The following is a 25,293-nucleotide window of genomic DNA, read 5'->3' as shown; positions in this document are numbered from 1 at the left end:
ATCCAGGAAAGAAAAAATGCTTGAGATCAAGAACCTGCATGCCCGCATCGTCGATGACGGCACCGAGATCATCCGCGGCCTGAACCTGACGGTGAAAAACGGCGAGGTCGCTGCCATCATGGGTCCGAACGGCTCGGGCAAATCGACGCTGTCCTATATCCTCGCCGGCCGTGAGGACTATGAGGTCACCGAAGGCGACATCCTCTATAACGGCCAGTCGATCCTCGAAATGGATCCGGCCGAGCGCGCCACCGCGGGCATCTTCCTCGCCTTCCAGTATCCGATGGAGATACCTGGCGTCGCGACCATGGAATTCCTGAAAGTGGCGATGAACGAGCAGCGCAAGGCGCGCGGCGAGGAGCCGCTGAAGATCCCGGAATTTTTGAAGCGGGTGAAAGAGGCGGCAGCCTCGCTCAACATGGATATGGCAATGCTCAAGCGGCCGCTCAATGTCGGCTTTTCCGGCGGCGAGAAGAAGCGGGCCGAGATCCTGCAGATGAAGCTGCTGGAGCCAAAGCTCTGCGTGCTCGACGAGACCGATTCCGGCCTCGACATCGATGCGCTGAAGATCGTCTCGGACGGCGTCAACGCGCTGCGTTCGCCCGACCGTGCCATCATCGTCATCACCCACTACCAGCGCCTGCTCGAGCACATCGTGCCCGATAGCGTGCACGTCCTATACAAGGGCCAGGTGATCAAGTCCGGCGACAAGTCGCTGGCGCTCGATCTCGAAGCCAATGGCTATGCCGGCGTGATCGGCGAAGCCGCGTGAGATGCCAGAAGGCCATTTTATGCTGAAAGGCGGGGCAAAACTGATGAATATGCATACACAACCCCAGCGCACACAGGCCGAAACGGCGTTGATCGACGCTTTCGGCGAGCGGCTGTCGCTGCTGCCGGGCGACGGCGCGGTGATGCTGAAGCGCGACGATGCCATTGAGGCAATCAAGCACGGGCTGCCGACGCGGCGCATCGAATCCTGGCATTACACTGACCTGCGCCGGCTGTTGACTGCGGTGCCGGCATTCGATCCGACGGCCGCCGCCAAAACGCTAACGCCCATCGTCGAAGGTTCCGCCGTGCTGGCGGTTCGGAACGGCGTCTCGAGTGCGAAATTCCCCGCGATCGAGGGCGTGACCGTCCAGCGCCTGTCGGAAAAGCTGACCGACGGCTCGATTGCACCCGGCCTCGACCCCTATGGCAGCGATGACGCCATCGGCGCGCTGAACACTGCTTTCGTCGCCGACGGCTATTTCGTCGACATCGCCGATGGCGCAGCACTGGAAAAGCCGATCGAATTGCAGAACCTGCAAGCCGGCGGACAGACCCATGTGCGCTTTCCCGTGCGTGTCGGCGCCGGCGCCAAGGCTGCGATTGTCGAGCGTCAGGCGGGCGAGGGCGCGGCTCTGGCCAGCTCCGTCAGCCAGCTGGTGTTGGGCGAGGGCGCCGAGGTGACCTGGCTGATCATCCAGGAACAGCCGGAAACGGCCACCCATCTGGCGCAGTTCAAGGCGCATCTCGGCAAGAATTCGAAGCTGACGCTGTTCTTCATGAATGCCGGCGGCAAGCTTGTGCGCCAGGAGATCGTGGTGAAGACCACGGGCGAAGGCGCCGATTTCAAATTGCGCGGCATCAACCTTCTGGCCGGCGACACCCACACCGACGTGACCATGGTGCTCGACCATGCCGTGCCGCATACGACATCGACGGAAGTGATCCGCAATGTCGTGACCGGCAAGGCGCGCGGCGTCTTCCAGGGCCGCATCAACGTCCACCAATACGCGCAGAAGACCAACGCCAAGATGGCCTGCAACACGCTGCTTTTGTCGGATGATGGCGAGTTCTCGACCAAGCCGGAGCTGGAAATCTTCGCCGACGATGTCATCTGCGGCCATGGCGCCACCGTCACCGAGATCGACCACAACCATCTGTTCTACCTGATGGCGCGCGGCATCGACGAGAAGAGCGCCCGCGGCTTGCTGGTGAAGGCGTTCGTCGCCGAAGTGATCGAGGAACTGGACGACGAAACCATCGTCGAGGCCCTGGAAACAAGGCTGGACGACTGGTTCGTGGCCCATGGGTAAGCACACTCTTTCCCTTCTCCCCTTGTGGGGTCCGAAGGACGGGCGAGGCAAGTGACTCGCCCCGGGCGGTGGCCGAGCGAAGCTCGGTCGGATGAGGGGTGCGTGACGAAGTGAGGCGGTGCCTCAAGAGAGCTTGTAATGGACCAGAAGATCGAAACAACCCCATACGACGTCGAGGCGATCCGCCGCGACTTCCCGATCCTGTCGCGTGAAGTCTACGGCAAACCGCTGGTCTATCTCGACAATGGCGCCTCGGCGCAGAAGCCGCAGGTGGTGCTGGATACGATCCAGCACGCCTATTCCCAGGAATACGCCAACGTGCATCGCGGCCTGCATTTCCTGTCGAATGCCGCAACCGACGCCTATGAGAAGGCACGCGAGACGGTGCGCCGTTTCCTCAATGCGCCAAGCACCGACAACATCGTCTTCACCTCGAACACGACCACGGCGATCAACACCGTGGCTTACGGCTATGGCATGCCCAATATCGGCGCGGGCGACGAGATCATGCTGTCGATCATGGAGCACCACTCCAACATCGTGCCGTGGCATTTCATCCGGGAACGGCAGGGCGCCAAGCTGGTCTGGGTGCCGGTCGACGATCTCGGCATCTTCCACATCGAGGAATTCGAAAAGCGGCTGACCGACAAGACAAAGCTCGTCGCCATCACGCATATGTCGAACGCGCTGGGCACGGTGACGCCGATCAAGGAAATCGTGCGCATCGCGCATTCGCGTGGCATTCCCGTACTTGTCGACGGCAGCCAGAGCGCCGTGCACATGCCGATCGACGTCCAGGACCTCGACTGCGATTTCTTCGTCTTCACCGGTCACAAGGTTTACGGGCCGTCCGGCATCGGCGTGCTTTACGGCAAGAAGGATATTCTCTCGGCCATGCGCCCTTTCATGGGCGGCGGCGAGATGATCGAGGAAGTGACGGAAGACGTCGTCACCTACAACGAGCCGCCGCACCGCTTCGAGGCCGGCACGCCGCCGATCGTGCAGGCGATTGGCCTGGGTGCAGCATTGGAATACATGGAAAAGGTTGGCCGCGAGCGCATTGCCGCCCATGAGGCCGATCTCAAGACCTATGCGCATGAACGGCTGCGCGCCATCAACTCGCTGCGCATCTTCGGCGACGCGCCGGACAAGGGCGCCATCATTTCTTTCGAATTGCAGGGCATTCATGCCCATGATGTGTCGATGGTGATAGACAGGCAGGGTGTTGCCGTCCGCGCGGGCACCCATTGCGCCCAGCCGCTGTTGAAACGCTTTGGCGTAACCTCCACATGCAGGGCATCGTTCGGCATGTATAATAACAGGGCCGAAGTCGACGCTTTGGCCGATGCGCTGGAAAAAGCGCGCAAGTTCTTCGGGTGACAGGTTCTTTGGATGACGACCATGGATGATGCGAGCCACACCACCGCGCCGGAAGCGGCCGTCAATCCGATGGTTTCCGCCTCGGCAATTCCCGCCGACGAGCTGGCGCGGCTGACCGACGACATCGTCTCGGCGCTGAAGACGGTCTATGACCCGGAAATACCGGCCGACATCTATGAGCTCGGCCTCATCTACAAGATCGACATCGAGGACAACCGCGCGGTCAAGATCGACATGACGCTGACCGCGCCCGGCTGTCCGGTGGCCGGCGAAATGCCAGGCTGGGTGGAAAACGCCGTCGGCGCCGTCGAAGGCGTCTCCGGCGTCGAGGTCAACATGACCTTCGACCCGCCCTGGTCGCCCGACCGCATGTCGGAAGAGGCGCAGGTGGCGGTGGGCTGGTACTAGGTTGACTGAGGTTGGTGCACTTGCACCAGTGGTAAAACTTCACCATTTTAGGTGAGGAATCATTCGGCAGGCCTTGAACCTGCATGGAATGGAAGAGGAAAAAGAATGGGACGTTTCGCCGTCATCACGATGACCGAAAAGGCCGCCGACCGGGTGCGCGAGATCGTCGCCACGCGCGACAATGCCCATGGCATTCGCCTCGGCATCAAGAAGGGCGGTTGCGCCGGCATGGAATATACGGTGGACCTGGTGACCGAGCCCAACACCAAGGACGACCATATCGAACGCGACGGCGCGCATGTCTATGTCGCGCCCGAGGCTGCCCTTTTCCTGTTCGGCACCGAGATGGATTTTGAGCAGACGACGCTGCGCACCGGCTTCACCTTCCACAACCCGAACCAGAGTTCGGCCTGTGGCTGCGGCGAATCCGTCGAACTCAAGCCCGCCGACCTGAAGGCGCTGGCTGAAGCGCGCGCTTCCGCCTGATCTTCCTTCTCCCCGTTCACGGGGAGGTGAGGAATGGTCCGCGCAGCGGGCGAAAAGCCAATTGCTTGGCTTTTCGAATGACGAACGGCCCGAAGGGCCGGATGAGGGGCAGCGCTGACCATCGGAAGTCGCGCTCCGCGCCTCCCTGCTTACTTCACCCACATCTTCGTCCGCTTGTGCCAGTCGGCGATCGATTCCTCGGGATAGACGTCGAACGCCTTGTCCTTTTTGCCGATCACCGGCTCGACCCAACTCGCCTTGTATTTCAACATCAGATGCACCTTCTCCGGCGGCTTCGGCAGCTCGCTGTCGATTGCCGAGGCGAAGGGGTGGACCAGGTCCGGCCATGTCGGATCGTAGAGCCAGAGCGCCGAACCGCACTTCTTGCAGAAATTGCGCTCGCCCGTCGAAATCTCGCACTTTGGATGCTCGTCGTCCGCGATCTCGGCCTGGTAGACGCCGAGATTGCGCTTGCCCTTGATTTTCAGCGTTTTGTAATCGGCGCCGAGATTGACGGCGAAGCCGCCGCCGCCCTGCTGCTTGCGGCAGATCGAGCAGTAGCACAGCATGAACGGCACCGGCGTGTTGCTCTCCACCTCGAAATGGACGGCATCGCAGCGGCAGGATCCCTTGAGCAGCAGCGGCATGACAAGACTCCGACGGATGGCTCTCAACTTGCCAGCATGGTTTTTGATTGCAGCCATGGCAAGCCCGGTGACATGATTGCGGCATGGACAATGAACGCATCGAAGAACTGTTCGAAGGCCTCGGCCCGGTCAGTATCCGAAAACTGTTCGGCGGCAAGGGTATCTATTTCGACGGCGTCATCGTCGCCATCGTGCTGCGCGGCGAATTGCTGCTCAAGGCTGACGAGCAAAGCGCGCCCGACTTCGAAGCCGCCGGCTGCAAGCAATGGACCTATACCGGCACCCGCCACGGCAAGCTGGTCGCGATGCCGTACTGGAGCATTCCCGACAGCGCGTTTGATGATCCTGACGAGATGAGGGTGTGGGCGCGCCGGGCTTATGAGGCGGGACGAAGGGCGGGGAAGTGAACCGGGACCGCCGCGTTTCTTCCCACCCCCCTCTGTCCTGCCGGACATCTCCCCCGCAAGGGGGGAGATCAGTTGTCAAATTGGTCTTCGCCAATCACCAACGTTGAAAAATGGGAGCCTGCGGCTAAGCTGTTAATCTCCCTCCTTGCGGGGGAGATGGCCGGCAGGCCAGAGGGGGGTGCTGTCCCGCCGACTTAGGCGATCCTACAGCGCCGTCGCAATCCTCGCCGCCAGCCGCGCATTGTTCTCGACCAGCGCGATGTTGGTCTTCAAGCTCCGGCCGCCGGTCAGTTCGAGGATTTTGCCCAACAGGAACGGCGTCACCGCCTTACCGGTCACATTCTGCACTTCCGCCGCCTTCTGCGCGGCCTCGATATAGCCGGCCATCTCGTCGGCCGGGATTTCATCGTCCTGCGGCACCGGGTTGGCGATCAGCATGCCGCCGACCAGGCCAAGTGCCGCCCTGGTCTTGTAGAAATGCGCGATCTCTTCCGGTCTGTGCAGGGTCAGCGGCGCGCGGAACGGCGAATGCCGCGACCAGAAGGCCGGCATCGTCTCGCAGCCATGGCCAATCACCGGCACGCCGCGCGTCTCCAGCACTTCCAGCGTCTTTTCGATGTCGAGGATCGCCTTGGCGCCGGCCGAGACGACGATGACCGGCGTGCGCGCCAACTCGTCGAGATCGGCCGAGATGTCGAAGCTCTTTTCCGCGCCCTTGTGGACGCCGCCAATGCCGCCGGTGGCGAACACCTTTATCCCGACCATGTCAGCGGCGATCATGGTGGCGGCGACCGTGGTGCCGCCGGTGCGGCCTTGCGCCACCGCAAAGCCGAGATCGGCGCGCGACAGCTTCATGGCGTCGCCGGTCATGGCCAGCGACTCGCGCTCGCCGTCGGAAAGCCCGATCTTGATGCGGCCGGCGACCACGGCGATCGTCGCTGGCACCGCGCCATTATCCAGGATTATCTTTTCGACATTGGCGGCCATGGCGCCATTGTCGGGGTAAGGCATGCCATGGGTGATGATGGTGCTTTCCAGCGCCACGACGGGGCGGCCAGCGGCGAGCGCCTCGGCCACGGGCGCGTGGAGGTCGATGAAGGGGCGGGCGCTTTGCGGTGTCATGATGGTCTCCGATCCGGAGATCCGCGCGTCCGCTTGGACGTCGCGCTCCGGCAATGGCAATTGGCCGCCCTCATGCCATTTCCTGCGCGTCGGGCACAAGAGCCAGTGCCTCGGTGAAGGTCGCGGCGGTGAAGGCCGGCACGGCATCCGAACTTTCGATGGCGAGCGTCGCCGCGGCAACGCCTTCGCGGAGGGCCTGGCGCAATGCCAGGCCGCGCAGCAGGGCAGCGATGGTGGCGCCGGCCAGCGCGTCGCCGGCGCCGGTTACGTCGGCGACTTTTCTCGGCGCCGGCGGCAGGATAGAGAAGGCGCCGGCTTCGTCGAATCCCAGCACCGGGCCGTCGCCCGCCGTCACCACGCCACTGGTGAGGCCGCTGCAGCGCAGTCCGTCGACGGTCTCGCGCTCGGTGGCATTGGCATCGACGCCGGCCAGCGCCATGGCCTCGCGCCGGTTCATGAAGACCTGCGCGAGTTCCTTCAGCACCGGTATCAGCCGCACCACCTTGGCCGGCGAAATGGCGATGGCGAACACCGGCTTGCCGGCGGCGAGCCCCACCAGCCGCTCCAGCGCCGTTGATGGCAGATTGGCGTCGCAGAGCACCGCATCGGCCTCGGCGACCAACTCGCGCACCTTGGAGCGGCGGATCTGCTTGGGGAACGCCAAATCGTAGAGCGCCATATCGGCAAAGCCGGTGATCAGCTCGCCGTCGCGATCGATCAGCGCCGTGTAGCTCGGCGTCGTGCGGTCGAGGAAAACCGCCGACAGGTCGGCAATGCCGGAGTCGGCGATGGCGCGCGCAACCGTCTCGGCCGAGGCATCGCCGCCGCGCACCGACAAAAGCGAGGCCGAGACGCCGCGCCGCACCAGGCTGCGCAGCGCGTTGAATACGCCGCCGCCGACATCCTCGCGCATCGTGCCGGGGTTGGACGCCGCGGGCACGTACGTGCCCGACACATGGCCGCGGCGATCGATATGGGCGCCGCCCACCGCCAGTATCTTTGCTGATTTCACCATGCCGGCGATATGACCTTTGTTATTCGAGCCGCACAAGCGCTACGCTGTGCGGCGGAGCTTCGCAGGCGAGCCGGCGATTCGGCCGATCGAAACAGCCGGAGCGTCTGGCCCAATGCGGAACGCATCCGAAAACAAAACCACGAGACAAAAAAAGAACAAATCCGGATAAAGATGGTTTTTCAGTCATTTGACCCCTCTTGCCAAATGAGAACAAAAGTAGTACAAAATGGGCAGGGATTACGGATTGTCCGGCCTTCATTGACGACCAAGGGGTGATGTATCATGGCTCAGAATTCTTTGCGGCTTGTAGAGGACAAAGCGGTGGACAAATCAAAGGCTCTGGACGCAGCGCTGTCGCAAATCGAGCGCGCCTTCGGCAAGGGCTCGATCATGCGGCTTGGCGCCAATGAGCAGGTCGTCGAGATCGAAACCGTGCCGACGGGATCGCTGGGCCTCGACATCGCGCTTGGCGTTGGCGGCCTGCCGCGCGGCCGCATTGTCGAGATCTACGGGCCGGAAAGCTCGGGCAAGACGACGCTGGCGCTGCATACGGTGGCGGAAGCCCAGAAGAAAGGCGGCATCTGCGCCTTCGTCGATGCCGAGCATGCGCTCGACCCGGTCTATGCCCGCAAGCTCGGCGTGGACCTCGAAAACCTGCTGATCTCGCAGCCCGACACCGGCGAGCAGGCGCTGGAAATCTGCGACACGCTGGTGCGTTCCGGCGCCATCGACGTTCTGGTGGTCGATTCGGTGGCGGCACTGACGCCGCGCGCTGAAATCGAGGGCGAGATGGGCGATTCTCTGCCCGGTCTTCAGGCGCGTCTGATGAGCCAGGCGCTGCGCAAGCTGACCGCCTCGATCTCGCGCTCCAACACCATGGTCATCTTCATCAACCAGATCCGCATGAAGATCGGCGTCATGTTCGGTTCGCCCGAAACCACGACCGGCGGCAACGCGCTGAAATTCTACGCTTCGGTGCGCCTCGACATCCGCCGCATCGGCTCGGTCAAGGACCGCGACGAGGTCGTCGGCAACCAGACCCGGGTCAAGGTGGTCAAGAACAAGCTGGCGCCGCCCTTCAAGGTGGTCGAGTTCGACATCATGTATGGCGAGGGCGTCTCCAAGACCGGCGAACTGGTCGATCTCGGCGTCAAGGCCGGCGTGGTCGAGAAGTCCGGCGCCTGGTTCTCCTACAATTCGCAGCGTCTCGGCCAAGGTCGCGAAAACGCCAAACTGTTCCTGCGCGACAATCCCGACACGGCGCGCGAGATCGAACTTGCGCTGCGGCAGAATGCCGGGCTGATCGCCGAGAAATTTCTTGAAAATGGCGGCCCCGAGCGCGGCGAAAGCGACGACGGCTTCGAGGAAGAATCCGGCGCCATGTAGGGCACGGCCATAAATCCGGTCTATTACCCGATGCTTAAGTAACCGAGTTCTTTAGTATTGCGTTTCAAACCGCCGGCCTTCGCGCCGGCGGTTTTCGTTTTTGGGCAGCGTGAAGCCGGCTTGGCAGTTGCCGGATTGGCCCAATTCCGTGTTTCTGGACAGGGTGGGGCGTGCCCGCTAAAAGGCCAAGTCGATCTTCTAAAAAGCAGAGACCAGTGTCCGCCGGCCGTGCCGGCGGTTTTCGCGAAAAGGCAGCAGTCATGAGTGGCGTGAACGAGATCCGGTCGACATTCCTCGACTATTTTCGCAAGGAGGGCCACGAGGTCGTGGCCTCGAGCCCGCTGGTGCCGCGCAACGACCCGACGCTGATGTTCACCAATGCCGGCATGGTGCAGTTCAAGAACGTCTTCACCGGCCTGGAGAAGCGGTCCTATTCGCGCGCCACCACCGCGCAGAAAAGCGTGCGGGCCGGCGGCAAGCACAACGACCTCGACAATGTCGGCTACACCGCGCGCCATCTGACCTTCTTCGAAATGCTCGGCAATTTCTCCTTCGGCGACTATTTCAAGGAGCGCGCCATCGAACTGGCCTGGAACCTGATCACCAAGGAGTTCGGGCTGAACAAGGACAAGCTGCTGGTCACTGTCTATCACACCGATGACGAGGCGGCCGGCTTCTGGAAGAAGATCGCCGGTTTCTCCGATGACCGCATCATCCGCATCCCGACCTCCGACAATTTCTGGGCTATGGGCGACACCGGACCGTGCGGGCCGTGCTCGGAAATCTTCATCGACCGTGGCGATCACATCTGGGGCGGCCCTCCCGGCAGCCCGGAGGAGGACGGCGACCGCTTCCTTGAATTCTGGAACCTGGTGTTCATGCAATATGAGCAGGTCACCAAGGATGAGCGCATCGACCTGCCGCGGCCGTCGATCGACACCGGCATGGGCCTGGAGCGCATGGCGTCCATCCTGCAAGGGGTGGAAAGCGTCTTCGAGACCGACCTGTTCCGCCACCTGATCGATGCGGCCTCGTCGGCGCTCGGGCAGGGACCCGACAAGGAGACGGTCGCCTCCTTCCGCGTCATTGCCGACCATCTGCGCTCGTCCTCTTTCCTGGTGGCCGATGGCGTGCTGCCGTCGAACGAAGGCCGCGGCTATGTGCTGCGCCGCATCATGCGCCGCGCCATGCGCCATGCGCAGTTGCTCGGCGCCAAGGAGCCGTTGATGTGGAAGCTGGTGCCGGCGCTGGTGCGTGAGATGGGCCAGGCCTATCCCGAACTGCCACGCGGCGAACAGCTGATCACCGAGACGCTGAAGCTCGAGGAGACCAGGTTCCGCAAGACGCTGGTGCGCGGCCTCGGCCTGCTCTCGGAGGCGACGGAGACGCTTCATGCCGGTGACATGCTGGACGGCGAGACTGCCTTCAAGCTCTATGACACGTACGGCTTCCCGCTCGATCTGACGCAGGATGCACTGCGCCAGCGCAGCATCTCGGTCGACCTTGCCGGCTTCACCCATGCGATGGAGCAGCAGAAGGCCGAAGCGCGCAAGCATTGGGCTGGCTCCGGCGACGCGGCCACCGAGACCATCTGGTTTTCTGTACGCGAGAAGGCCGGCGCCACCGAATTCCTCGGCTACGAGACCGAACAGGCGGAAGGCCTCATCCAGGCCCTGGTCAAGGACGGCAAGACAGTCGATAGCGCCGGCAAGGGCGACGTGGTGGCGGTGGTCGTCAACCAGACGCCGTTCTATGGCGAGTCGGGCGGCCAGATGGGCGACACCGGCATCATCTCCGGCGAAGGTTTCTCGATCGAGGTTTCCGACACGCAGAAAAAGGCCGACGGCCTGTTCGTGCATCTGGGCAAGGTGACGAACGGCACGGTCAAGCCAGGTGCAGCCGTCGAGCTGAAAGTTGACCATGCGCGCCGCACCCGGCTGCGTGCCAATCATTCGGCAACGCATCTGATCCATGAGGCGCTGCGCGAGGTGCTGGGCACCCATGTCGCGCAGAAAGGTTCGCTGGTCGCGCCCGAGCGCCTGCGCTTCGACATCTCGCACAACAAGCCGATCTCGGCCGAAGATCTCGAAGAGGTCGAGCGCATGGCCAACGAAATCGTCGTCCAGAACAGCCCGGTGACGACGCGGCTGATGTCGGTCGACGATGCCATCGCCGAAGGCGCCATGGCGCTGTTCGGCGAAAAATACGGCGACGAGGTGCGTGTCGTCTCGATGGGCACCGGCGTGCATGGCGCCAAGGCCAATAGACCCTATTCCGTCGAACTTTGTGGCGGCACCCATGTCCGGGCGACCGGCGATATTGGTCTGGTCCGTGTCGTCTCCGACAGCGCGGTCGCCGCCGGCGTGCGCCGCATCGAGGCGCTGACCGGCGAAGCCGCACGAAAATATCTCGACGAGCAGGACAGGCGCCTGAAGGCGACGGCGGCTGTGTTGAAGATTTCGCCGGCCGACGTGCCGGCGCGTGTCGAGGCGCTGCTCGAGGAACGCAAGAAGCTCGAGAAGGAACTGAGCGAAGCCCGCAAGAAACTCGCGCTGGGCGGTGGTGCCGCGGCCGATGCTCCGGCCACCACCGAAACCGTCGCCGGTATCGGCTTCCTCGGCAAAGCGGTTTCCGGCGTGTCGCCGAAGGATTTGAAGCCGCTGGCCGATGCCGGCAAGACTTCGCTCGGCTCAGGCGTCGTCGTCTTCGTCGGTGCGGGCGAAGACAACAAGGCAAGCGTCGTGGTCGCCGTGACGGACGATCTCGTCGGCCGCTTCAGCGCTGTCGATCTTGTGCGCGTTGCCTCGGCCGCATTGGGCGGGCAGGGCGGTGGCGGACGGCCCGACATGGCGCAAGCCGGCGGCCCGGACGCCTCGAAGGCCAATGATGCGATCGCCGCGGTGAGGGCGGCGCTGGAGGCAGCCTGAAAGCCACCCTATGTCGTATCTGGTTTGTGTGCGGCTTTCCGGCCTTCGCCGCCGTGCTTGCCATTCTGTGGCTGATAGTGGCAAGCCGGCAATCAGCTCTTAGACGGTCCGTCTAGCTAGTTCTTTTCGCCGCCTTCAGGGCGCGCGTCATTCTGCTGGAATCGCCCCAGGTGGACAGCCAGATCAGCACGTCCGTGGCGATCGAAATCAGCGACCGTAAAAAGTTCAGCGCCGGGCCGGGCGATTTCAGCTGCTCTTCGGCGTGATGGAGATGGGCGAGCTCTTCCTCGCGGATCGCCAGGATGATGCCGTGCAAGTCGTGGTCGCGATTGGCGAGGAAAAACAGCTGATCGTCCAGATGGCGATGCACCGCCGCTTCAACCGCCGCCGTGCAGGCCCAGATGCCTTGCGGACCGAGCAGGGCGGTGACAAAACCCAGCACCCAGCCACCCAGCTCCAGAACTGCATCACCCGGCACGGTCGCGACCGCCGCGCCGGCATGGCGGCGCGGAACGCAGCGCAATGCGTGCGCTCGTGCCCAAGCATCTCCGACAAGGATGGCACGCAATCCGGCCATAAGCGCCTGGCGACAAGAATCTGCGCCGAATAGATCCTGATCGCACCGAACTCACCGGCGTGGTTGACCCTGACAATTCTGGCGACGGTGAGCGCGTCCTGGCGAGATGGGTCAGCCATGGCCCGAACCCATATCAGCCCGCCGCCAGGCTCGGACGTTTTGCGATGCCCTCCCACCAGGCCTGGATGTCGGCGAACGCCGCAAGCAGCTTTTGCCCGTCGGCGACCTTGACGAAATAGGCGATGATGGATGCCGCATGCAGGTCGGCCAGCGTCAGCTGGTCCCCGAGCAGCCACGGCCCGGGAGGCTTGAGTGCGGTGAGCACCCGCAGCACCGTTTCCGCCTGGCGCAGCCCGTTGGCGACCAGTGCCTCGTCTGGCGCTTCCTTCTCAAGCCGCTCGACGGCGACGTCCCAGACCATCGATCTGTAGGCATAGGCGTCGAGCATGCCGATGATCTGGTTCATCGTTGCGCGGGTGCGGGCGTCTTTTGGCTGCAGTGCCGGGCCGTCGAACGCCTCGTCGACATAGCGGGCGATTGCGCTGGTTTCGAACAGGCGAAACCCGCCGTGCTCGAAGGCCGGAATGCGGCCGAAAGGGTGATGCTCGAAGTACCAGGCGGGAGTGCCCTCGGCGGCAAAGACATCGACCGGCACAAGGTCGTAGTCGATGCCTTTTTCCGCCAGCACGAGGCGGACGATGCGCACATAGACGCTGTAGTCCGCCCCGTAGACGACCGGCTTGGCCATGGCTGCCGGCTTACGCCATCGCCTTCTGCAAATTCTCGTCGATCTTGTCGAGGAAGCCGGTGGTCGACAGCCATGGTTGGTCGGGACCGATCAAGAGCGACAGGTCCTTGGTCATGAAGCCGCTCTCAACCGTCTGGATGCAGACCTTCTCCAGCGTGTCGGCAAATCGCTTCAACTCGGCATTATCGTCGAGCTTGGCGCGGTGGGCGAGGCCGCGCGTCCAGGCGAAGATCGAGGCGATCGAATTGGTCGAGGTTTCCTCGCCCTTCTGGTGCTGGCGATAGTGGCGCGTCACGGTGCCGTGCGCGGCCTCCGCTTCCACCGTCTTGCCGTCCGGCGTCATCAGCACGGAGGTCATCAGGCCAAGCGAGCCAAAACCTTGCGCCACCGTGTCGGACTGGACGTCGCCGTCATAATTCTTGCAGGCCCAGACGTAGCCGCCAGACCATTTCAGGGCGGAGGCCACCATGTCGTCGATCAGCCGGTGCTCGTACCACAGCTTCTTCGCCTTGAACTCGGCCTCGAATTCAGCCTCGTAGACCTCCTGGAAAATGTCCTTGAAGCGGCCATCATAGGCTTTGAGGATGGTGTTCTTGGTCGAGAGATAAACCGGATAGTTGCGCAGCAGGCCGTAATTCAGCGAGGCGCGGGCGAATTCCCGGATGGAGTCGTCGAGATTGTACATCGCCATGGCAACGCCGGCGCCGGGTGCGTCGTACACGTCATGCTCGATCACCTTGCCGTCCTCGCCGACGAACTTGATGGTCAGCTTGCCCTTGCCGGGGAAGCGGAAGTCGGTGGCGCGATACTGGTCGCCGAAGGCATGACGGCCGACGATGATGGGCTTGGTCCATCCCGGCACCAGACGCGGCACGTTCTTCATGATGATCGGTTCGCGGAAAATGGTGCCGCCGAGAATGTTACGGATGGTGCCGTTCGGCGACTTCCACATCTTCTTCAGCTTGAATTCCTCGACGCGCTGCTCGTCGGGCGTGATCGTCGCGCATTTCACACCGACGCCCCATTTCTTGATGGCATTGGCCGAATCGATGGTCACCTGGTCGTTGGTGGCGTCGCGGTGCTCGACGCCGAGGTCGTAATATTCGAGCTTCAGGTCGAGATAAGGGTGGATCAGCTTGTCCTTGATGAACTGCCAGATGATGCGGGTCATCTCGTCGCCGTCGAGCTCGACGACCGGGTTCGCCACCTTGATCTTCGCCATGAAAAGAATGCCTCGCTTTTGGGGAACAAAACGGCCTCGCCCGCATGGCTTCGGCCGGGAATGCGGAGCGTATATCAAAGCCTATTTGGCCGCGCAAACGACGATCCGTGCAGAATGGGTCGCCTGTGCCGCGACCGGTGTTTTGCAAAAGCTTCATTTTGCCAAGCGGATGTGGCAGGGGAACGCTGAAATGCCGCAAACAGCAGTTCATTGAGATCATGTCCGCCGTCGATCATCCTGAAAACGCATCCGCCGCCGGGCCGGCGATCATCCTGGTCGAGCCGCAGCTCGGCGAGAATATCGGCATGGTTGCGCGCGCCATGGCCAATTTCGGCCTTGCCGAACTGAGACTGGTCAACCCGCGTGACGGCTGGCCGAGCGAGAAGGCGCGCGCCGCCGCCAGCCGCGCCGACCATGTCATCGATGCCGTAACAGTGTTCGGCGATCTGGCGTCCGCCGTCGCCGACCTCAACTTCGTCTTCGCCACCACGGCGCGGGAGCGCGACGGCTTCAAACCCGTGCGTGGTCCGGTCGAGGCGGGCAGGGCGCTGAGGGCGCGTCAGATGGCCGGCCTGCGCACCGGCATCTTGTTCGGCCGCGAGCGTTTTGGGCTCTACAATGACGAGGTCGGGCTGGCCGACGAGATCGTCACCTTCCCGGTCGATCCCGGCTTTTCGTCGCTCAACATCGCCCAGGCCGTGCTGTTGATGTCCTATGAATGGATGAAATCCGGCCTGGAGGACGAGACGGCGACCAATTTCTCCAGTCCTGAAATGAAGCCGGCGAGCAAGGAAGAGTTGCACGGCCTGTTTGCCTATCTCGAAGGCGCGCTCGAAGCGCGCGGTTATTTCCGCCCGGCGCCCAAGAAACCCAAGATGGTCGACAATCTGCGCGCCGTCTTGACGCGCGCCGGTTTCGCCGAGCCGGAACTGAAAGTGCTGCGCGGCATCATCTCGTCGCTCGACCGGTTTTCGCCGGCCATGCCGCGCGGTGACGGCTCGCCGGGAGACGATCCAAGGCGTTTGCCGGCCGCTGCGCGAAAACCCCAGGCAGATAAAGAAGATTAGAAATCGCTAAGCTTCGAACGGCTGAAGTAACCGAATTTTATTTGCTTATCATCCATTGTTGTCAAAACGGTGGGGTGGCAGATGTTCACGTCCAAAATCGGCCGTATGCGCTTCTTCTTCTATTCCCTCGGCGTAGCCCTGCTCGAGGCCGTTCTTGCCGTGCTGTGCATCGTTGGCACGATCGGCTTTGAGGGGCTGGTCAACTCGGCGCCCGGTCCATCGCGGCAAGGGATGGCAGGCGCGGTTCTGATCGTTTCCCTCCTGGCTGTGGTCATGCGTGCCAACATCGCCTGGCGACGCAGCCGCGACGCCAACGGCAAAGCCTGGATCCTGTGGTCCTACATCGTGTTCTGCGCCATCTACGCCTTTCTGCAGGCAGGCACGCTGCTGGTCATCGATTTCAACAATCCGGAAAGCACGTCCAGCGGTTTGAACCTGCTTGCGCTGTCGATCTTTGGCCTTTGGTGCACGATTCTGGTGGCTAAGCCGGTGGCGGGCATCAATATCGACGAACTGACATCGGTTTTCGATTTCGATGGCGATACGCCCATGCCTGCGGCATCCAGCCGGATGGCCAGCAGCGCGGCACAGTCTTCTATGCGCAACGCCACACCGGCCACGCGCTCGGTGCCGTCCGCCCAGCCTCTGGGCCGTCCGCGGCCCGCCGGCTTCGGCAAGCGCGGGCTCTAGAGCAGCCGAGGCAAGGTCGTCTTCGCCGGCTTTGCGTGGAAGTTGCTAACATTCGCCACTTCAAGGCCATGATGGTTGCAGATAGAACGGCATTGGCCAATGACCGCCAAGCCTTCTGATCCAGCCTCTTTCATGGTCCGATATCAATGAGCCACCGTCCGATACTGATGTTCGATTCCGGCGTTGGCGGATTGACCGTGCTGCGCGAAGCGCGCGTGCTGATGCCCGACCGGCGCTTCGTCTACGTCGCCGATGACAAGGCCTTTCCCTACGGCGCCTGGGAAGAGCCGGCGCTGCAGGCCCATATAGTCGAGCTCTTCGCCAAGCTGCTCGACCGTTTTGATCCGGAAATTTCGGTCGTCGCCTGCAATACCGCTTCGACGCTGGTGATCGATGCGTTGCGGGAAAAATTCCCTGGCCATCCCTTTGTCGGCACGGTGCCGGCAATCAAGCCGGCTGCCGAGCGCACCCGGTCCGGGCTGGTCTCGGTGCTGGCGACGCCGGGCACGGTGAAGCGCCAGTACACGCGCGACCTGATCGGCAAATGGGCGCAGAAATGCCATGTCCGGCTGGTCGGCAGCAACAATCTGGCCGGACTGGCCGAGGCCTACATGCGCGAGGGCTTTGTCGACGAGGAGGCCGTGCGTGCCGAGATCGCACCGTGTTTCGTCCAGCATGACGATTTGCGCACGGACATCGTCGTGCTCGCCTGCACGCACTATCCGTTCCTGGCCAATCGCATGCGCAAGACCGCGCCCTGGCCGGTCGACTGGATCGACCCGGCCGAGGCGATTGCGCGGCGTGCTCTGTCGCTGCTTCCGGCTGTCGACGGGCCATTGCCGCAAAGCGAGCCCGACATCGCCGTCTTTACCTCGGGAAAGGCGGATTTCGCCATCAGCCGGCTGATGCAGGGTTTTGGATTGAGCGCGCGCTAATGCATGTCGCCCAAAAGTGCGCAGCGGTTTTGGGACAACGACATGCAAAAAACAAAAAAACCAAAGCGCGTCGCCGACGCGCTTTAGACAGGTTCGAAGACAATGACGCGCCGATCCGGATCGGCCGAAACAAGCCTTAGCGTCAGGCCATCGCCCTGCCTGAACCCTGAGGCCTTCACATTCGCAACGACAGGCATGTCCGAGAGCTGAACGCGCGCACGCTGATCACCGACGTCGGTGACGACGGCCTTGAATGTTTCACCCACGCGCCCCCTCAGCATCACCGCCTCGGCAAGGTCGATGGCCGCGTGGTTGATCTGCGAGGCGCGGGCGCCTGCGCGGCCCATCACCTTTGGCAGTCTGGAAAACGCCTCGGTAACGGCTTGCGGCACCGGCTGGCCGTTGACGATGGCCAGCACGCAGCGCACGACATAGCGATCGGCCAGCCGCCTCAGGGGTGCGGTGGCGTGGGCATAGGTCGCGGCCATCGCCTCGTGCCAGGGGACAACGCCTTCTTCATAGGGTTGGTAGGACGCACCGGAGCCGGCGCGGCGGATTTCCAGCATCAGCGCTGCCTGTTGCATGTTGGTCGGATCGAGGGTTCGCTGATAGTCGGACAGGCTGGTCGAAGGAGGCCAGGACAGGCCTAAGGCCCGTGCCGCGCTGCGCAGTCTTTGTACTTTGGAAGCATCGGGCGGCGCCATCACCCGGAACAACCCGGTCCGGTGTGCCAGCATGGCGTCGGCAATCGCCATGTTGGCGGCCAGCGAAAGTGCTGCGTTGTCTTGCTCGGATTGCAGCAGCGGTCTGAACGCAAGCTGGAATGTGCCATCGGCAAGCTGTTCCACCTCCTGCTCGGGCGGGTCGACGCGCGAAGCGCCGCGACGATCTTCGGCCGCCGCCATGCGCCGCGCGATTTCGGCGAAGCCGACTGGGACGTCGGCGGCCTGCACGCTGTCATAGGCGAGCTTGGCGCGGCTTTGAATGATTGCCCGCTCCGCGCCATCCAGCCTTACCGCTCCGTCGTCGGCGATCCGGACCGTGAAGATGACAGCCGGACGCGGACCGCCGGGCAGCAAGCTCGCGGCGCCCTCGGCAATGACCCGGGGATAGAGCCCGGCCTTCCCGTCCGGCAAATACAGGGTTTCGCCCCGCGCCCAGGCTTCGCGATCCACCGCGTCGCCGTCTGCGACGAACCAGGCTACGTCGGCAATGGCATAGTGCAACAGAAGGTCGCTACCGCTCGCTTCGATCGAAAACGCTTGGTCAAGATCGGTGGAAGCCGCGGGGTCGAGCGTCACGAAGGGCATCGCCGTGCGGTCGGCATGCTGGTCGGGCACGCGCCTGGCCGCCGTCTGTGCCATGGCCATTACATCAGGGGGAAATCCCTCCGGCACATGGAACTCGGTGCGGATTTTCGCGAGGCCGGTAGCGAGTGCCTGCGAGGGATCGTTCAACGATTTCATGGCGCCGTCCTACACCGGCGTTGCGGGCACGGGAAGGTGGTTTGCCGGCAGTGCCGGCCGACCATGGGCTGGCATGAGCGCGGAACGGAAGTTGACCGCCAGCGCTGGAACCGTAGCCGGAGCGCAACGTTTCTTCCCTTGGCAGCAAAGGAGGAGCCGATATGCCTGCAACCTCAAAAGCACAGCAAAAGGCCGCTGGCGCAGCCCTGTCGGCCAAGCGCGGCGAGACCAGGAAGAGCGAGCCTCAAGGCGCGTCGAAGTCGATGTACAATTCGATGAGCGAAAAACAGCTCGAGGAATTCGCAGAGACCAAGCGCAAAGGCCTGCCGGAGAAGAAATCGGCAGACTGAAATCTTGAACCGAGTTGATAAACAAAGCCCGTGGCCGAAACCACGGGCTTCTTCGATTCAGGCCAAGCCCGAAACTCCTGACGTCACCAGCAGCGCTTCACCTTGTAGCGGATGACCTTCTTGTGGCCATGCCGCCAGATGACCTTCTTCTTCACCACGACATGGCAGGTCTGACGATGCTTGTGGCCCTGCCAATGCTTGGCCATCGCTGGCTCGGGCACGGCGATCGACATCGTCCCGGCCAGGACGGCTGCACCGACCAACGAGAGGAAAAACTTCTTCATGCGACTTCGGGCTCCTTTGGCTCCAGTCCCTTCCTAAATGCCGTCGGCGCAACAACCTCCCGCCGCATCCGGCACGGCACTCAACGCCAAAGACGTGATATGGTTGCCGGGCCCAGCGCCAGCGACGCGCTTGACTCTGCTCAAATCTCCGTTTATCGAGCGCACCAACACCGGGCCGCAATGCCCGGTTGTTTCTTTTGCATGGCAAGCCCGGGAAAGCAGGTTTATCGTTTCCTGGGTTTTGTCTAGACTGACGTGTCCCGTGGGTTTTCCGCCGCGTTGCGTGGGAAAACCCTGTCAGGCCTCGAAAACGGAGGCCAGAGGAGGGCGCGTTTCCTTCACCCGGACCATGAGGTTCCGGGTGGTTTGTTTTGAAAGGGAATGCGATGAGCAAGCGCGAATCCGCGAAGTACAAGATCGACCGCCGTCTCGGCGAAAACATCTGGGGCCGCCCGAAGTCCCCGGTCAACAAGCGTGAATACGGCCCCGGCCAGCACGGCCAGCGCCGCAAGGGCAAGCTTTCCGATTTCGGCCTGCAGCTGCGCGCCAAGCAGAAGCTGAAGGGTCACTATGGTGATGTCTCCGAAAAGCAGTTCCGCAAAGTCTATGAAGAGGCTGATCGCCGCAAGGGCGACACCTCCGAGAACCTGATCGGCCTGCTCGAGTCGCGTCTCGACGCGGTCGTCTACCGCTCCAAGTTCGTGCCGACCATTTTCGCGGCTCGCCAGTTCGTCAACCACGGCCACGTCAACGTCAACGGCAAGCGCGTCAACATCGGCTCGTACCGTTGCAAGCCGGGCGACGTCGTCGAAGTGCGCGAAAAGTCGAAGCAGTTGGTCATCGTGCTGGAAGCGGTCGGCCTCGCCGAGCGCGACGTGCCGGACTATATCGAAGTCGATCACAACAAGATGGTCGCGACCTTCTCGCGCATCCCCGGCCTGGCCGACGTACCGTTCGCCGTGCAGATGGAGCCGAACCTGGTCGTCGAATTCTATTCGCGCTAAGCGATCGCTTTTCTGCGATACCGGAAAGGGCCGCCCGTCGAGGCGGCCTTTTCTTTGTCGGCCATGTCCGCTAATCCGGCACTCTCGGCTATGGAAAGCGACAAGCCATGAACATGCTGGCAGACATCGAAACAGTTGAACCGATTGCTGAAGGCGGCTTCCATCCGCTGTTTGCCGACGTGCCGTCTTCCGTCGAGTTCAACAAACTGCGTAAGCGGCTGTTGCGGTTGACCCGCCAGGCGGTCGAGGATTTCGCCATGACGAGGCCCGGCGACCGTTGGCTTGTCGCTTTGTCCGGCGGCAAGGATTCCTACGGCCTGCTGGCCGTGCTGCTCGATCTCAAATGGCGCGGGCTGCTGCCGGTCGAGCTGCTGGCCTGCAATCTCGACCAGGGCCAGCCGAATTTTCCGAAGCACATTTTGCCCGATTACCTCGATGCGCTTCGCATTCCCCATCGCATCGAGTATCAGGACACCTATTCGGTGGTCACCGACAAGCTGCCTCAGGGCAGCACCTATTGCTCGCTGTGCTCGCGGCTGCGGCGCGGCCATCTCTATCGCATCGCGCGCGAGGAGGGCTGTTCGGCGCTGGTCCTCGGCCACCACCGCGAGGACATTCTCGAAACCTTCTTCATGAATCTATTCCATGGCGGCCGCCTTGCCGCCATGCCGCCAAAGCTGCTCAATGACGACGGCGACGTCATGGTGCTGCGGCCGCTGAGCTACTGCGCCGAGGTCGATCTGGAGAAATTCGCCGCCGCGATGAAATTCCCGATCATTCCCTGCGATCTCTGCGGCAGCCAGGAAGGCCTGCAGCGCAACGCCATGAAGGCGATGCTGGACGATATGGAAAAGCGCATGCCGGGCCGCAAGGATACGATGCTGCGCGCGCTGTCCAACACCAGGCCCTCGCATCTGCTCGACAGAAAGCTGTTCGACTTTGCCGCCCTCAATGGCAGCCTCAGCACAGGACAAGACATTTCCGATGATATTTGACGACCAAGCGATCGACTGGCTGGCCGAGCTTCTCGCCGATGCAGCCAGGGCCGAAATCATGCCACGCTTTCGCCGGCTGGGCGAGGGCGACATCAGACAGAAGACCTCGGCTGCCGACCTGGTGACCGAGGCCGACATCAACGCCGAGCGGCTGATCACGGCCAGGCTGCGCGAGCGCTATCCCACGGCGATGATCGTCGGCGAGGAAGCCTGTTCCGACAATCCGGCCCTGCTCGAGGGGCTCGGGGATGCCGGCCTCGCCTTCGTCGTCGACCCGGTCGACGGCACCTTCAACTTCGCCTCCGGCGTGCCGCTCTTCGGCGTCATGCTGAGCGTCGTCGTCAAGGGCGAAACCGTCGCCGGTATCATCCATGACCCCGTAGGCCGGGACTGGCTAATCGGCGCCAAGGGCGCCGGCAGCCATATCCGCCATGCGCATGGCGCGCTGGAGACGGTGCATGTCGCCGATGCCGTGCCGATCTCGCAGATGACCGGCTCCGTCTCCTGGCAATATCTGGCGGAACCGCAACGCTCGCTCCTGGCGCGCAACCAGACCAAGACCCTGTCGCAGTTCGGCTATCGCTGCGCGGCACATGAATATCGTCTTCTGGCCAGCGGCCATGCCCATTTCGTCGTCTACAACAAACTGATGCCGTGGGACCATCTGGTCGGTGTGCTGATCCACGCCGAGGCCGGCGGCTACACCGCGCGGATCGACGGCAGCGCCTATCTGCCCTCGCATAGCGACGGCGGCATTCTTGTCGCCCCGGACAAGGAAAGCTGGCAGGAGTTGCGCAGGGAACTCTGGGCGCAATAATCGGTCCCCACTGCTGGTAGAGGCTTTCGTCAAGTATATTGGCTCTGTTATAGTGTCCAATCTCTCGCGAAGTCGGAAGCTGCGAAATGAAACATCGGTCCGCAATTGTTGCAACGGCGCTTGCACTTGCCTTGGCCGCCGCTGGCGCCACTGAGGCAAGATCGCAGGAACGCGCGTGCGGCAGTCGCGATCCCGTCGATACCATAGACGAGATGTCTTCCGCGATCTTTGCCTGTTGGCAGCCGCCGCCTGGAAGTGCTGGCATGACCCTGACGCTGAGTTTCTCAATTCGCAAAAACGGCACGCTGATGGGCAAACCGCGCGCCACTTTCTCCCATATGGGAGATGATGCCTCGCTCAACCGGGTCTTTGTGTCATCCGTGCTCGAAGCGCTCGACAGGGCTCTGCCGATGCCGCTGTCGGACAGCATGGGTGGCGCCATCGCAGGGCGCCCGCTGTTCCCTCGTTTCACGGCAGTGATTGGCGGCGCATCCTGAAACGCGTCGCATAAAGGTGGATGCGGTTTTGAGACCAACAATCTCAAGGCGCGTCGCTCAATGCAGGTCGGTGACGTGCCCTGAAATGGGTGGGTTGTGCGGCTGGAACATCTTGCCGCGCTCGGCGATCAGGATCATCAGGAGGGCCGCGACCGAGACGCTGCAGAAGCCGGCGGCAAGCGGCGTCACCGTGCCGTTGAAGGCCTGGCCGATCAGCGTGCCGAGGATGCCGCCGAGAAAAGTCTGCATGAAGCCCAGGATGGACGACGCGGTGCCCGCCAGTTGGCCGAGCGGCTCCATCGCGAGCGCGTTGAAATTGGCGCCGAGCGCGCCGAACGGGAGCATCGCGCTGGCGAAGAAGGTGATGAACAGCCAGAGTGGCATCTTCATTTGAAGCGAAACGGTGAGCCAGGCAAGGCTGATCACTAGGAACAACAGCAGTGCGCTCTGCGACAGGCGGCGCATGCCGATGCGGCCGACCAGGCGCGAGTTGAGGTAGTTCGAAAAAGCGAGAACGCCGGCGACACCCGCGAAGATGACAGGAAACAATTCGCCGACATGAAAAATGTCGACATAGATCTGCTGTGCGGAGGCGATGAAGCCGAACATGGCGGCGAAAATGAAGGTGCTGGCAAAGGCGTAGCAAAGCGCCATGCGGTTGGTGAGCACGATGCGGAAACCACCGACGACGGATGAGACTGTCAGCGGCCGGCGGTACTCCGGATGCAGCGTCTCCGGCAGCCGCAGCAGCGACCACGCCGACACGATCAGCGCTCCGACGGCCATGGTGACGAAGATCCAGTGCCATGTTGCGAACAGCATGATGAACTGGCCGATCCCAGGCGCGATCACCGGGATGGCCATGAACACCATGAAGATCAGAGACATCACCTCGGCCATGCGCCGACCGTCGAACGTGTCGCGCACGATCGAGACGGCGATGACGCGGGTCGCCGCCGCACCGATGCCTTGCACCAGCCGGCACAGCAGTAGGACGGCGAATGACGGGGCGATGGCGGCAGCTGCCGCCGCCACGACATAAATCGCCAGCCCGGCAACGAGCGGCGCGCGGCGCCCGAACCGGTCCGAGATCGGTCCGAAGAAAAGCTGTCCGCCACCGAAGCCCAATATATAGGCGGTGATCACATACTGGCGGTGGTTTTCATTCTCAACGCCAAGCGTGGCGCCGATTTGCTGCAGTGCCGGCAGCATGATGTCGATGGCCAGCGAGTTCAACGCCATCAGTGCCGCGCACAGCGCGATGAATTCCCAGCGCGGAATAGGCAATTTGCGTGCCTGTTGCGGCGCTTTTGCTGGCTGGTCCACGGTCCGATCTTCAAAACGAATATGCGCCGGCATGCCGGCATAACTTCGTCCTCACTCCGATAGGGGGAGGTAACATTTTGCCGGGGCGGGGCTGCCCCGTCTCAACTCAGAATCAGGCTGTCGCTTTGACGCTGACGCCCTTGTCGACGAGCAACGTCTGCAGCTCGCCCGCCTGGAACATTTCGCGGATGATGTCGCAGCCGCCGACGAATTCGCCCTTGACGTAAAGCTGCGGGATCGTCGGCCAGTTCGAATATTCCTTGATGCCTTGGCGCAGTTCGGCCGAGGTCAGCACGTCGACGCCCTTATAGTCGGCTCCGATGTAATCGAGGATCTGGACGACCTGGCCGGAAAAGCCGCACTGCGGAAAACCGGGCGTGCCCTTCATGAAAAGGACGACGTCGTTGCCCTTCACTTCGCTGTCGATGTAGTCGTTGATGCCGCTCATGAGATATCCTTTCACGCCTGTGGGAGTCAGGCTCGAAGCATAGCCATCAAATAAACCCATAGATGGGCCGAAACAAGATGTTTGCGCCGCCGTCGCGGAAATGGCGCAAAGGATCGCCTGTCTTGGGCCAAGCATCCGACCCGATTGCAGCCTTCGGAACATGATGAAAAGACGATATGGCGCCGCCCTTCCGATCGCCATCCTGCTGGCGGCGATTGCCGTTGTCTGGTGGCCGAGACGCCCGGAGCCGCCGCCGCTGGTCGTTGGCGGTGACCTGCCCGCGCCTTGCCGGAATGTCGCCTTCGAGGCGGTGACCTATGTCGTTTGCGAGATCGATCTTCGCGCCGACAGCATCGGTGTTTTCCACGCCGGCGCCGATGGCAAGCCTTTTGGTTCGCTCGAAGCCTTCGACAAGGCGGTTGCGGGCGAGGGGAGGCCGGTGCTGCTCGCCATGAATGGCGGCATGTATCACGAGGATTTGTCGCCGGTCGGCCTGCTGGTCGAGGACGGCAGCGAAAAGTCACGGCTCAATCTTGCCGACGGCGAAGGCAATTTCTTCCTGAAACCGAACGGCGTCTTTCTGGTGGGCAATGACGGCAAGGCGGCTGTCATGGAAAGCAACGCCTATGCGGTCACCAAACGCGATGTTGCCTTCGCCACGCAGTCCGGCCCGATGCTGGTGATCGATGGCAAGATTCACCCACTCTTCGAGCCGAACGGAACCTCGCGCTACATCCGCAACGGCGTCGGCGTGCGCGATGAAAACACCGTTTTGCTGGCGATCTCGCGGTCTGAGGTCAGTTTCGGCAGCTTTGCGCGGCTGTTTCGCGACGCGCTACAATGCCGCAACGCGCTGTTCCTCGACGGCGCGGTTTCCGCGCTGTCGGATGGGAAAAGAATGATCGTCGGCGGAAAATACCCGGCGGGCCCGATCATCTCAGTGTCGGCGAAGCCGATCACGTCAGTGTCGGCGAAGCAGCCGCAGAAACAGTAGGCCAGTCTGGC

The 25,293-nt window shown here is 62.6% G+C and carries 27 protein-coding genes and 1 pseudogene; 18 read left to right on the top strand and 10 right to left on the bottom strand.

Translation table 11 applies throughout. From position 1 onward, the window contains the following. Positions 1-16 precede the first annotated feature (16 nt). From sufC to sufA, 5 genes are all read left to right on the top strand, one after another. Entirely contained in the window at positions 17-772 is a 756-nt protein-coding gene (gene sufC / locus NKH38_RS11640; RefSeq protein WP_023748559.1) for a Fe-S cluster assembly ATPase SufC, read from the top strand. Positions 773-815: 43 nt separating this feature from the next. After that, a complete protein-coding gene (gene sufD / locus NKH38_RS11635; protein WP_023726932.1) occupies positions 816-2,084 on the top strand; it encodes a Fe-S cluster assembly protein SufD in 1,269 nt (422 codons plus the stop codon). A gap of 138 nt (positions 2,085-2,222) precedes the next feature. Next, a complete protein-coding gene (locus NKH38_RS11630; protein WP_352760198.1) occupies positions 2,223-3,464 on the top strand; it encodes a cysteine desulfurase in 1,242 nt (413 codons plus the stop codon). Positions 3,465-3,485: 21 nt separating this feature from the next. Next, entirely contained in the window at positions 3,486-3,872 is a 387-nt protein-coding gene (locus NKH38_RS11625; protein ID WP_352760253.1) for an SUF system Fe-S cluster assembly protein, read from the top strand. Between the two features lie 105 nt (positions 3,873-3,977). Beyond that, positions 3,978-4,358 carry a Fe-S cluster assembly scaffold SufA gene (gene sufA / locus NKH38_RS11620; RefSeq protein ID WP_013532156.1) on the top strand — a complete coding sequence of 127 codons (381 nt, stop codon included), beginning with the start codon at positions 3,978-3,980 and terminating at the stop codon, positions 4,356-4,358. 149 nt (positions 4,359-4,507) lie between these two features. On the opposite strand, the gene NKH38_RS11615 is transcribed toward sufA, so the two are convergent. Beyond that, the gene (locus tag NKH38_RS11615) at positions 4,508-5,005 is read right to left on the bottom strand and encodes a GFA family protein (protein ID WP_352760193.1); all 498 of its coding nucleotides are present in this window, start codon (positions 5,003-5,005) and stop codon (positions 4,508-4,510) included. Between the two features lie 83 nt (positions 5,006-5,088). Between NKH38_RS11615 and NKH38_RS11610 the strand changes: the two genes are divergently transcribed. Further along, positions 5,089-5,412 (top strand): TfoX/Sxy family protein, encoded by a 324-nt coding sequence (locus NKH38_RS11610; RefSeq protein ID WP_023819428.1) that lies wholly within the window; start codon positions 5,089-5,091, stop codon positions 5,410-5,412. Positions 5,413-5,616: 204 nt separating this feature from the next. Here the strand turns inward: NKH38_RS11610 and NKH38_RS11605 are convergent, their stop codons facing one another. Together NKH38_RS11605 and NKH38_RS11600 are read right to left on the bottom strand one after the other, a co-directional pair. Beyond that, a complete protein-coding gene (locus NKH38_RS11605) occupies positions 5,617-6,534 on the bottom strand; it encodes a pseudouridine-5'-phosphate glycosidase (RefSeq protein ID WP_023748562.1) in 918 nt (305 codons plus the stop codon). A 70-nt stretch (positions 6,535-6,604) separates the two neighbouring features. Next, the gene (locus tag NKH38_RS11600) at positions 6,605-7,549 is read right to left on the bottom strand and encodes a carbohydrate kinase family protein (RefSeq protein WP_352760188.1); all 945 of its coding nucleotides are present in this window, start codon (positions 7,547-7,549) and stop codon (positions 6,605-6,607) included. Between the two features lie 282 nt (positions 7,550-7,831). On the opposite strand from NKH38_RS11600, the gene recA reads away from it, so the two are divergent. Next, on the top strand, positions 7,832-8,935 hold the full coding sequence (gene recA, locus NKH38_RS11595) for a recombinase RecA (protein WP_023669117.1): 1,104 nt from the start codon (positions 7,832-7,834) through the stop codon (positions 8,933-8,935). Between the two features lie 260 nt (positions 8,936-9,195). Then, entirely contained in the window at positions 9,196-11,862 is a 2,667-nt protein-coding gene (gene alaS, locus NKH38_RS11590; RefSeq protein ID WP_352760185.1) for an alanine--tRNA ligase, read from the top strand. 112 nt (positions 11,863-11,974) lie between these two features. Here the strand turns inward: alaS and NKH38_RS11585 are convergent. From NKH38_RS11585 to NKH38_RS11575, 3 genes and pseudogenes are all read right to left on the bottom strand, one after another. Continuing rightward, positions 11,975-12,558, bottom strand: a pseudogene (locus tag NKH38_RS11585) (demethoxyubiquinone hydroxylase family protein). 14 nt (positions 12,559-12,572) lie between these two features. Next, positions 12,573-13,187, bottom strand: a complete 615-nt coding sequence (locus NKH38_RS11580; protein WP_023669115.1) for a glutathione S-transferase family protein — start codon at positions 13,185-13,187, stop codon at positions 12,573-12,575. 10 nt (positions 13,188-13,197) lie between these two features. Continuing rightward, positions 13,198-14,409, bottom strand: a complete 1,212-nt coding sequence (locus NKH38_RS11575) for an NADP-dependent isocitrate dehydrogenase (protein ID WP_023669114.1) — start codon at positions 14,407-14,409, stop codon at positions 13,198-13,200. On the opposite strand from NKH38_RS11575, the gene NKH38_RS11570 reads away from it, so the two are divergent. The 4 genes from NKH38_RS11570 (at position 14,408) to murI (ending at position 17,101) form a co-directional block, all read left to right on the top strand. Then, positions 14,408-14,623: a hypothetical protein gene (locus NKH38_RS11570; protein ID WP_352760181.1), complete on the top strand. Its 216-nt coding sequence runs from the start codon at positions 14,408-14,410 to the stop codon at positions 14,621-14,623. The genes NKH38_RS11575 and NKH38_RS11570 overlap by 2 nt on opposite strands. Before the next feature lie 4 nt (positions 14,624-14,627). Next, complete coding sequence (locus NKH38_RS11565) at positions 14,628-15,476, top strand: RNA methyltransferase (protein ID WP_023694123.1); 849 nt, start codon at positions 14,628-14,630, stop codon at positions 15,474-15,476. 81 nt (positions 15,477-15,557) lie between these two features. Beyond that, positions 15,558-16,166, top strand: a complete 609-nt coding sequence (locus NKH38_RS11560; protein ID WP_023731156.1) for a DUF805 domain-containing protein — start codon at positions 15,558-15,560, stop codon at positions 16,164-16,166. A gap of 146 nt (positions 16,167-16,312) precedes the next feature. Next, complete coding sequence (gene murI, locus NKH38_RS11555; protein ID WP_023684874.1) at positions 16,313-17,101, top strand: glutamate racemase; 789 nt, start codon at positions 16,313-16,315, stop codon at positions 17,099-17,101. Positions 17,102-17,184: 83 nt separating this feature from the next. On the opposite strand, the gene NKH38_RS11550 is transcribed toward murI, so the two are convergent. Then, complete coding sequence (locus tag NKH38_RS11550) at positions 17,185-18,567, bottom strand: RNB domain-containing ribonuclease (protein ID WP_023734528.1); 1,383 nt, start codon at positions 18,565-18,567, stop codon at positions 17,185-17,187. A gap of 161 nt (positions 18,568-18,728) precedes the next feature. Between NKH38_RS11550 and NKH38_RS11545 the strand changes: the two genes are divergently transcribed. Next, a complete protein-coding gene (locus NKH38_RS11545) occupies positions 18,729-18,917 on the top strand; it encodes a DUF3008 family protein (protein WP_352760175.1) in 189 nt (62 codons plus the stop codon). An 83-nt stretch (positions 18,918-19,000) separates the two neighbouring features. Here NKH38_RS11545 and NKH38_RS11540 read toward each other — a convergent pair whose 3' ends face one another. Then, positions 19,001-19,201: a hypothetical protein gene (locus tag NKH38_RS11540; protein WP_023690200.1), complete on the bottom strand. Its 201-nt coding sequence runs from the start codon at positions 19,199-19,201 to the stop codon at positions 19,001-19,003. 386 nt (positions 19,202-19,587) lie between these two features. On the opposite strand from NKH38_RS11540, the gene rpsD reads away from it, so the two are divergent. The 4 genes from rpsD to NKH38_RS33325 all read left to right on the top strand — a co-directional run bounded on the left by rpsD (position 19,588) and on the right by NKH38_RS33325 (position 22,514). Continuing rightward, positions 19,588-20,205 carry a 30S ribosomal protein S4 gene (gene rpsD / locus NKH38_RS11535; protein ID WP_023669107.1) on the top strand — a complete coding sequence of 206 codons (618 nt, stop codon included), beginning with the start codon at positions 19,588-19,590 and terminating at the stop codon, positions 20,203-20,205. A gap of 107 nt (positions 20,206-20,312) precedes the next feature. Next, positions 20,313-21,200, top strand: a complete 888-nt coding sequence (ttcA, locus tag NKH38_RS11530) for a tRNA 2-thiocytidine(32) synthetase TtcA (RefSeq protein ID WP_352760170.1) — start codon at positions 20,313-20,315, stop codon at positions 21,198-21,200. Continuing rightward, entirely contained in the window at positions 21,190-22,017 is an 828-nt protein-coding gene (locus NKH38_RS11525) for an inositol monophosphatase family protein (protein ID WP_352760167.1), read from the top strand. Before ttcA ends, NKH38_RS11525 begins: the two co-directional genes overlap by 11 nt. Positions 22,018-22,103: 86 nt before the next feature. After that, positions 22,104-22,514: a UCP034077 family protein gene (locus tag NKH38_RS33325; RefSeq protein WP_502896587.1), complete on the top strand. Its 411-nt coding sequence runs from the start codon at positions 22,104-22,106 to the stop codon at positions 22,512-22,514. Positions 22,515-22,571: 57 nt separating this feature from the next. Here NKH38_RS33325 and NKH38_RS11515 read toward each other — a convergent pair whose 3' ends face one another. Beyond that, complete coding sequence (locus NKH38_RS11515) at positions 22,572-23,840, bottom strand: multidrug effflux MFS transporter (protein WP_023684881.1); 1,269 nt, start codon at positions 23,838-23,840, stop codon at positions 22,572-22,574. A gap of 112 nt (positions 23,841-23,952) precedes the next feature. Continuing rightward, positions 23,953-24,288: a Grx4 family monothiol glutaredoxin gene (grxD, locus tag NKH38_RS11510; RefSeq protein WP_023669102.1), complete on the bottom strand. Its 336-nt coding sequence runs from the start codon at positions 24,286-24,288 to the stop codon at positions 23,953-23,955. A gap of 160 nt (positions 24,289-24,448) precedes the next feature. Between grxD and NKH38_RS11505 the strand changes: the two genes are divergently transcribed. Continuing rightward, entirely contained in the window at positions 24,449-25,282 is an 834-nt protein-coding gene (locus NKH38_RS11505) for a phosphodiester glycosidase family protein (RefSeq protein ID WP_352760159.1), read from the top strand. Positions 25,283-25,293: the final 11 nt, after the last annotated feature.

This window comes from Mesorhizobium sp. M1078 (assembly GCF_040318615.1).
Lineage (GTDB): Bacteria > Pseudomonadota > Alphaproteobacteria > Rhizobiales > Rhizobiaceae > Mesorhizobium.
Note: the sequence above shows the minus strand (reverse complement) of the source record. Positions and strands in the feature narration are given on the sequence as shown.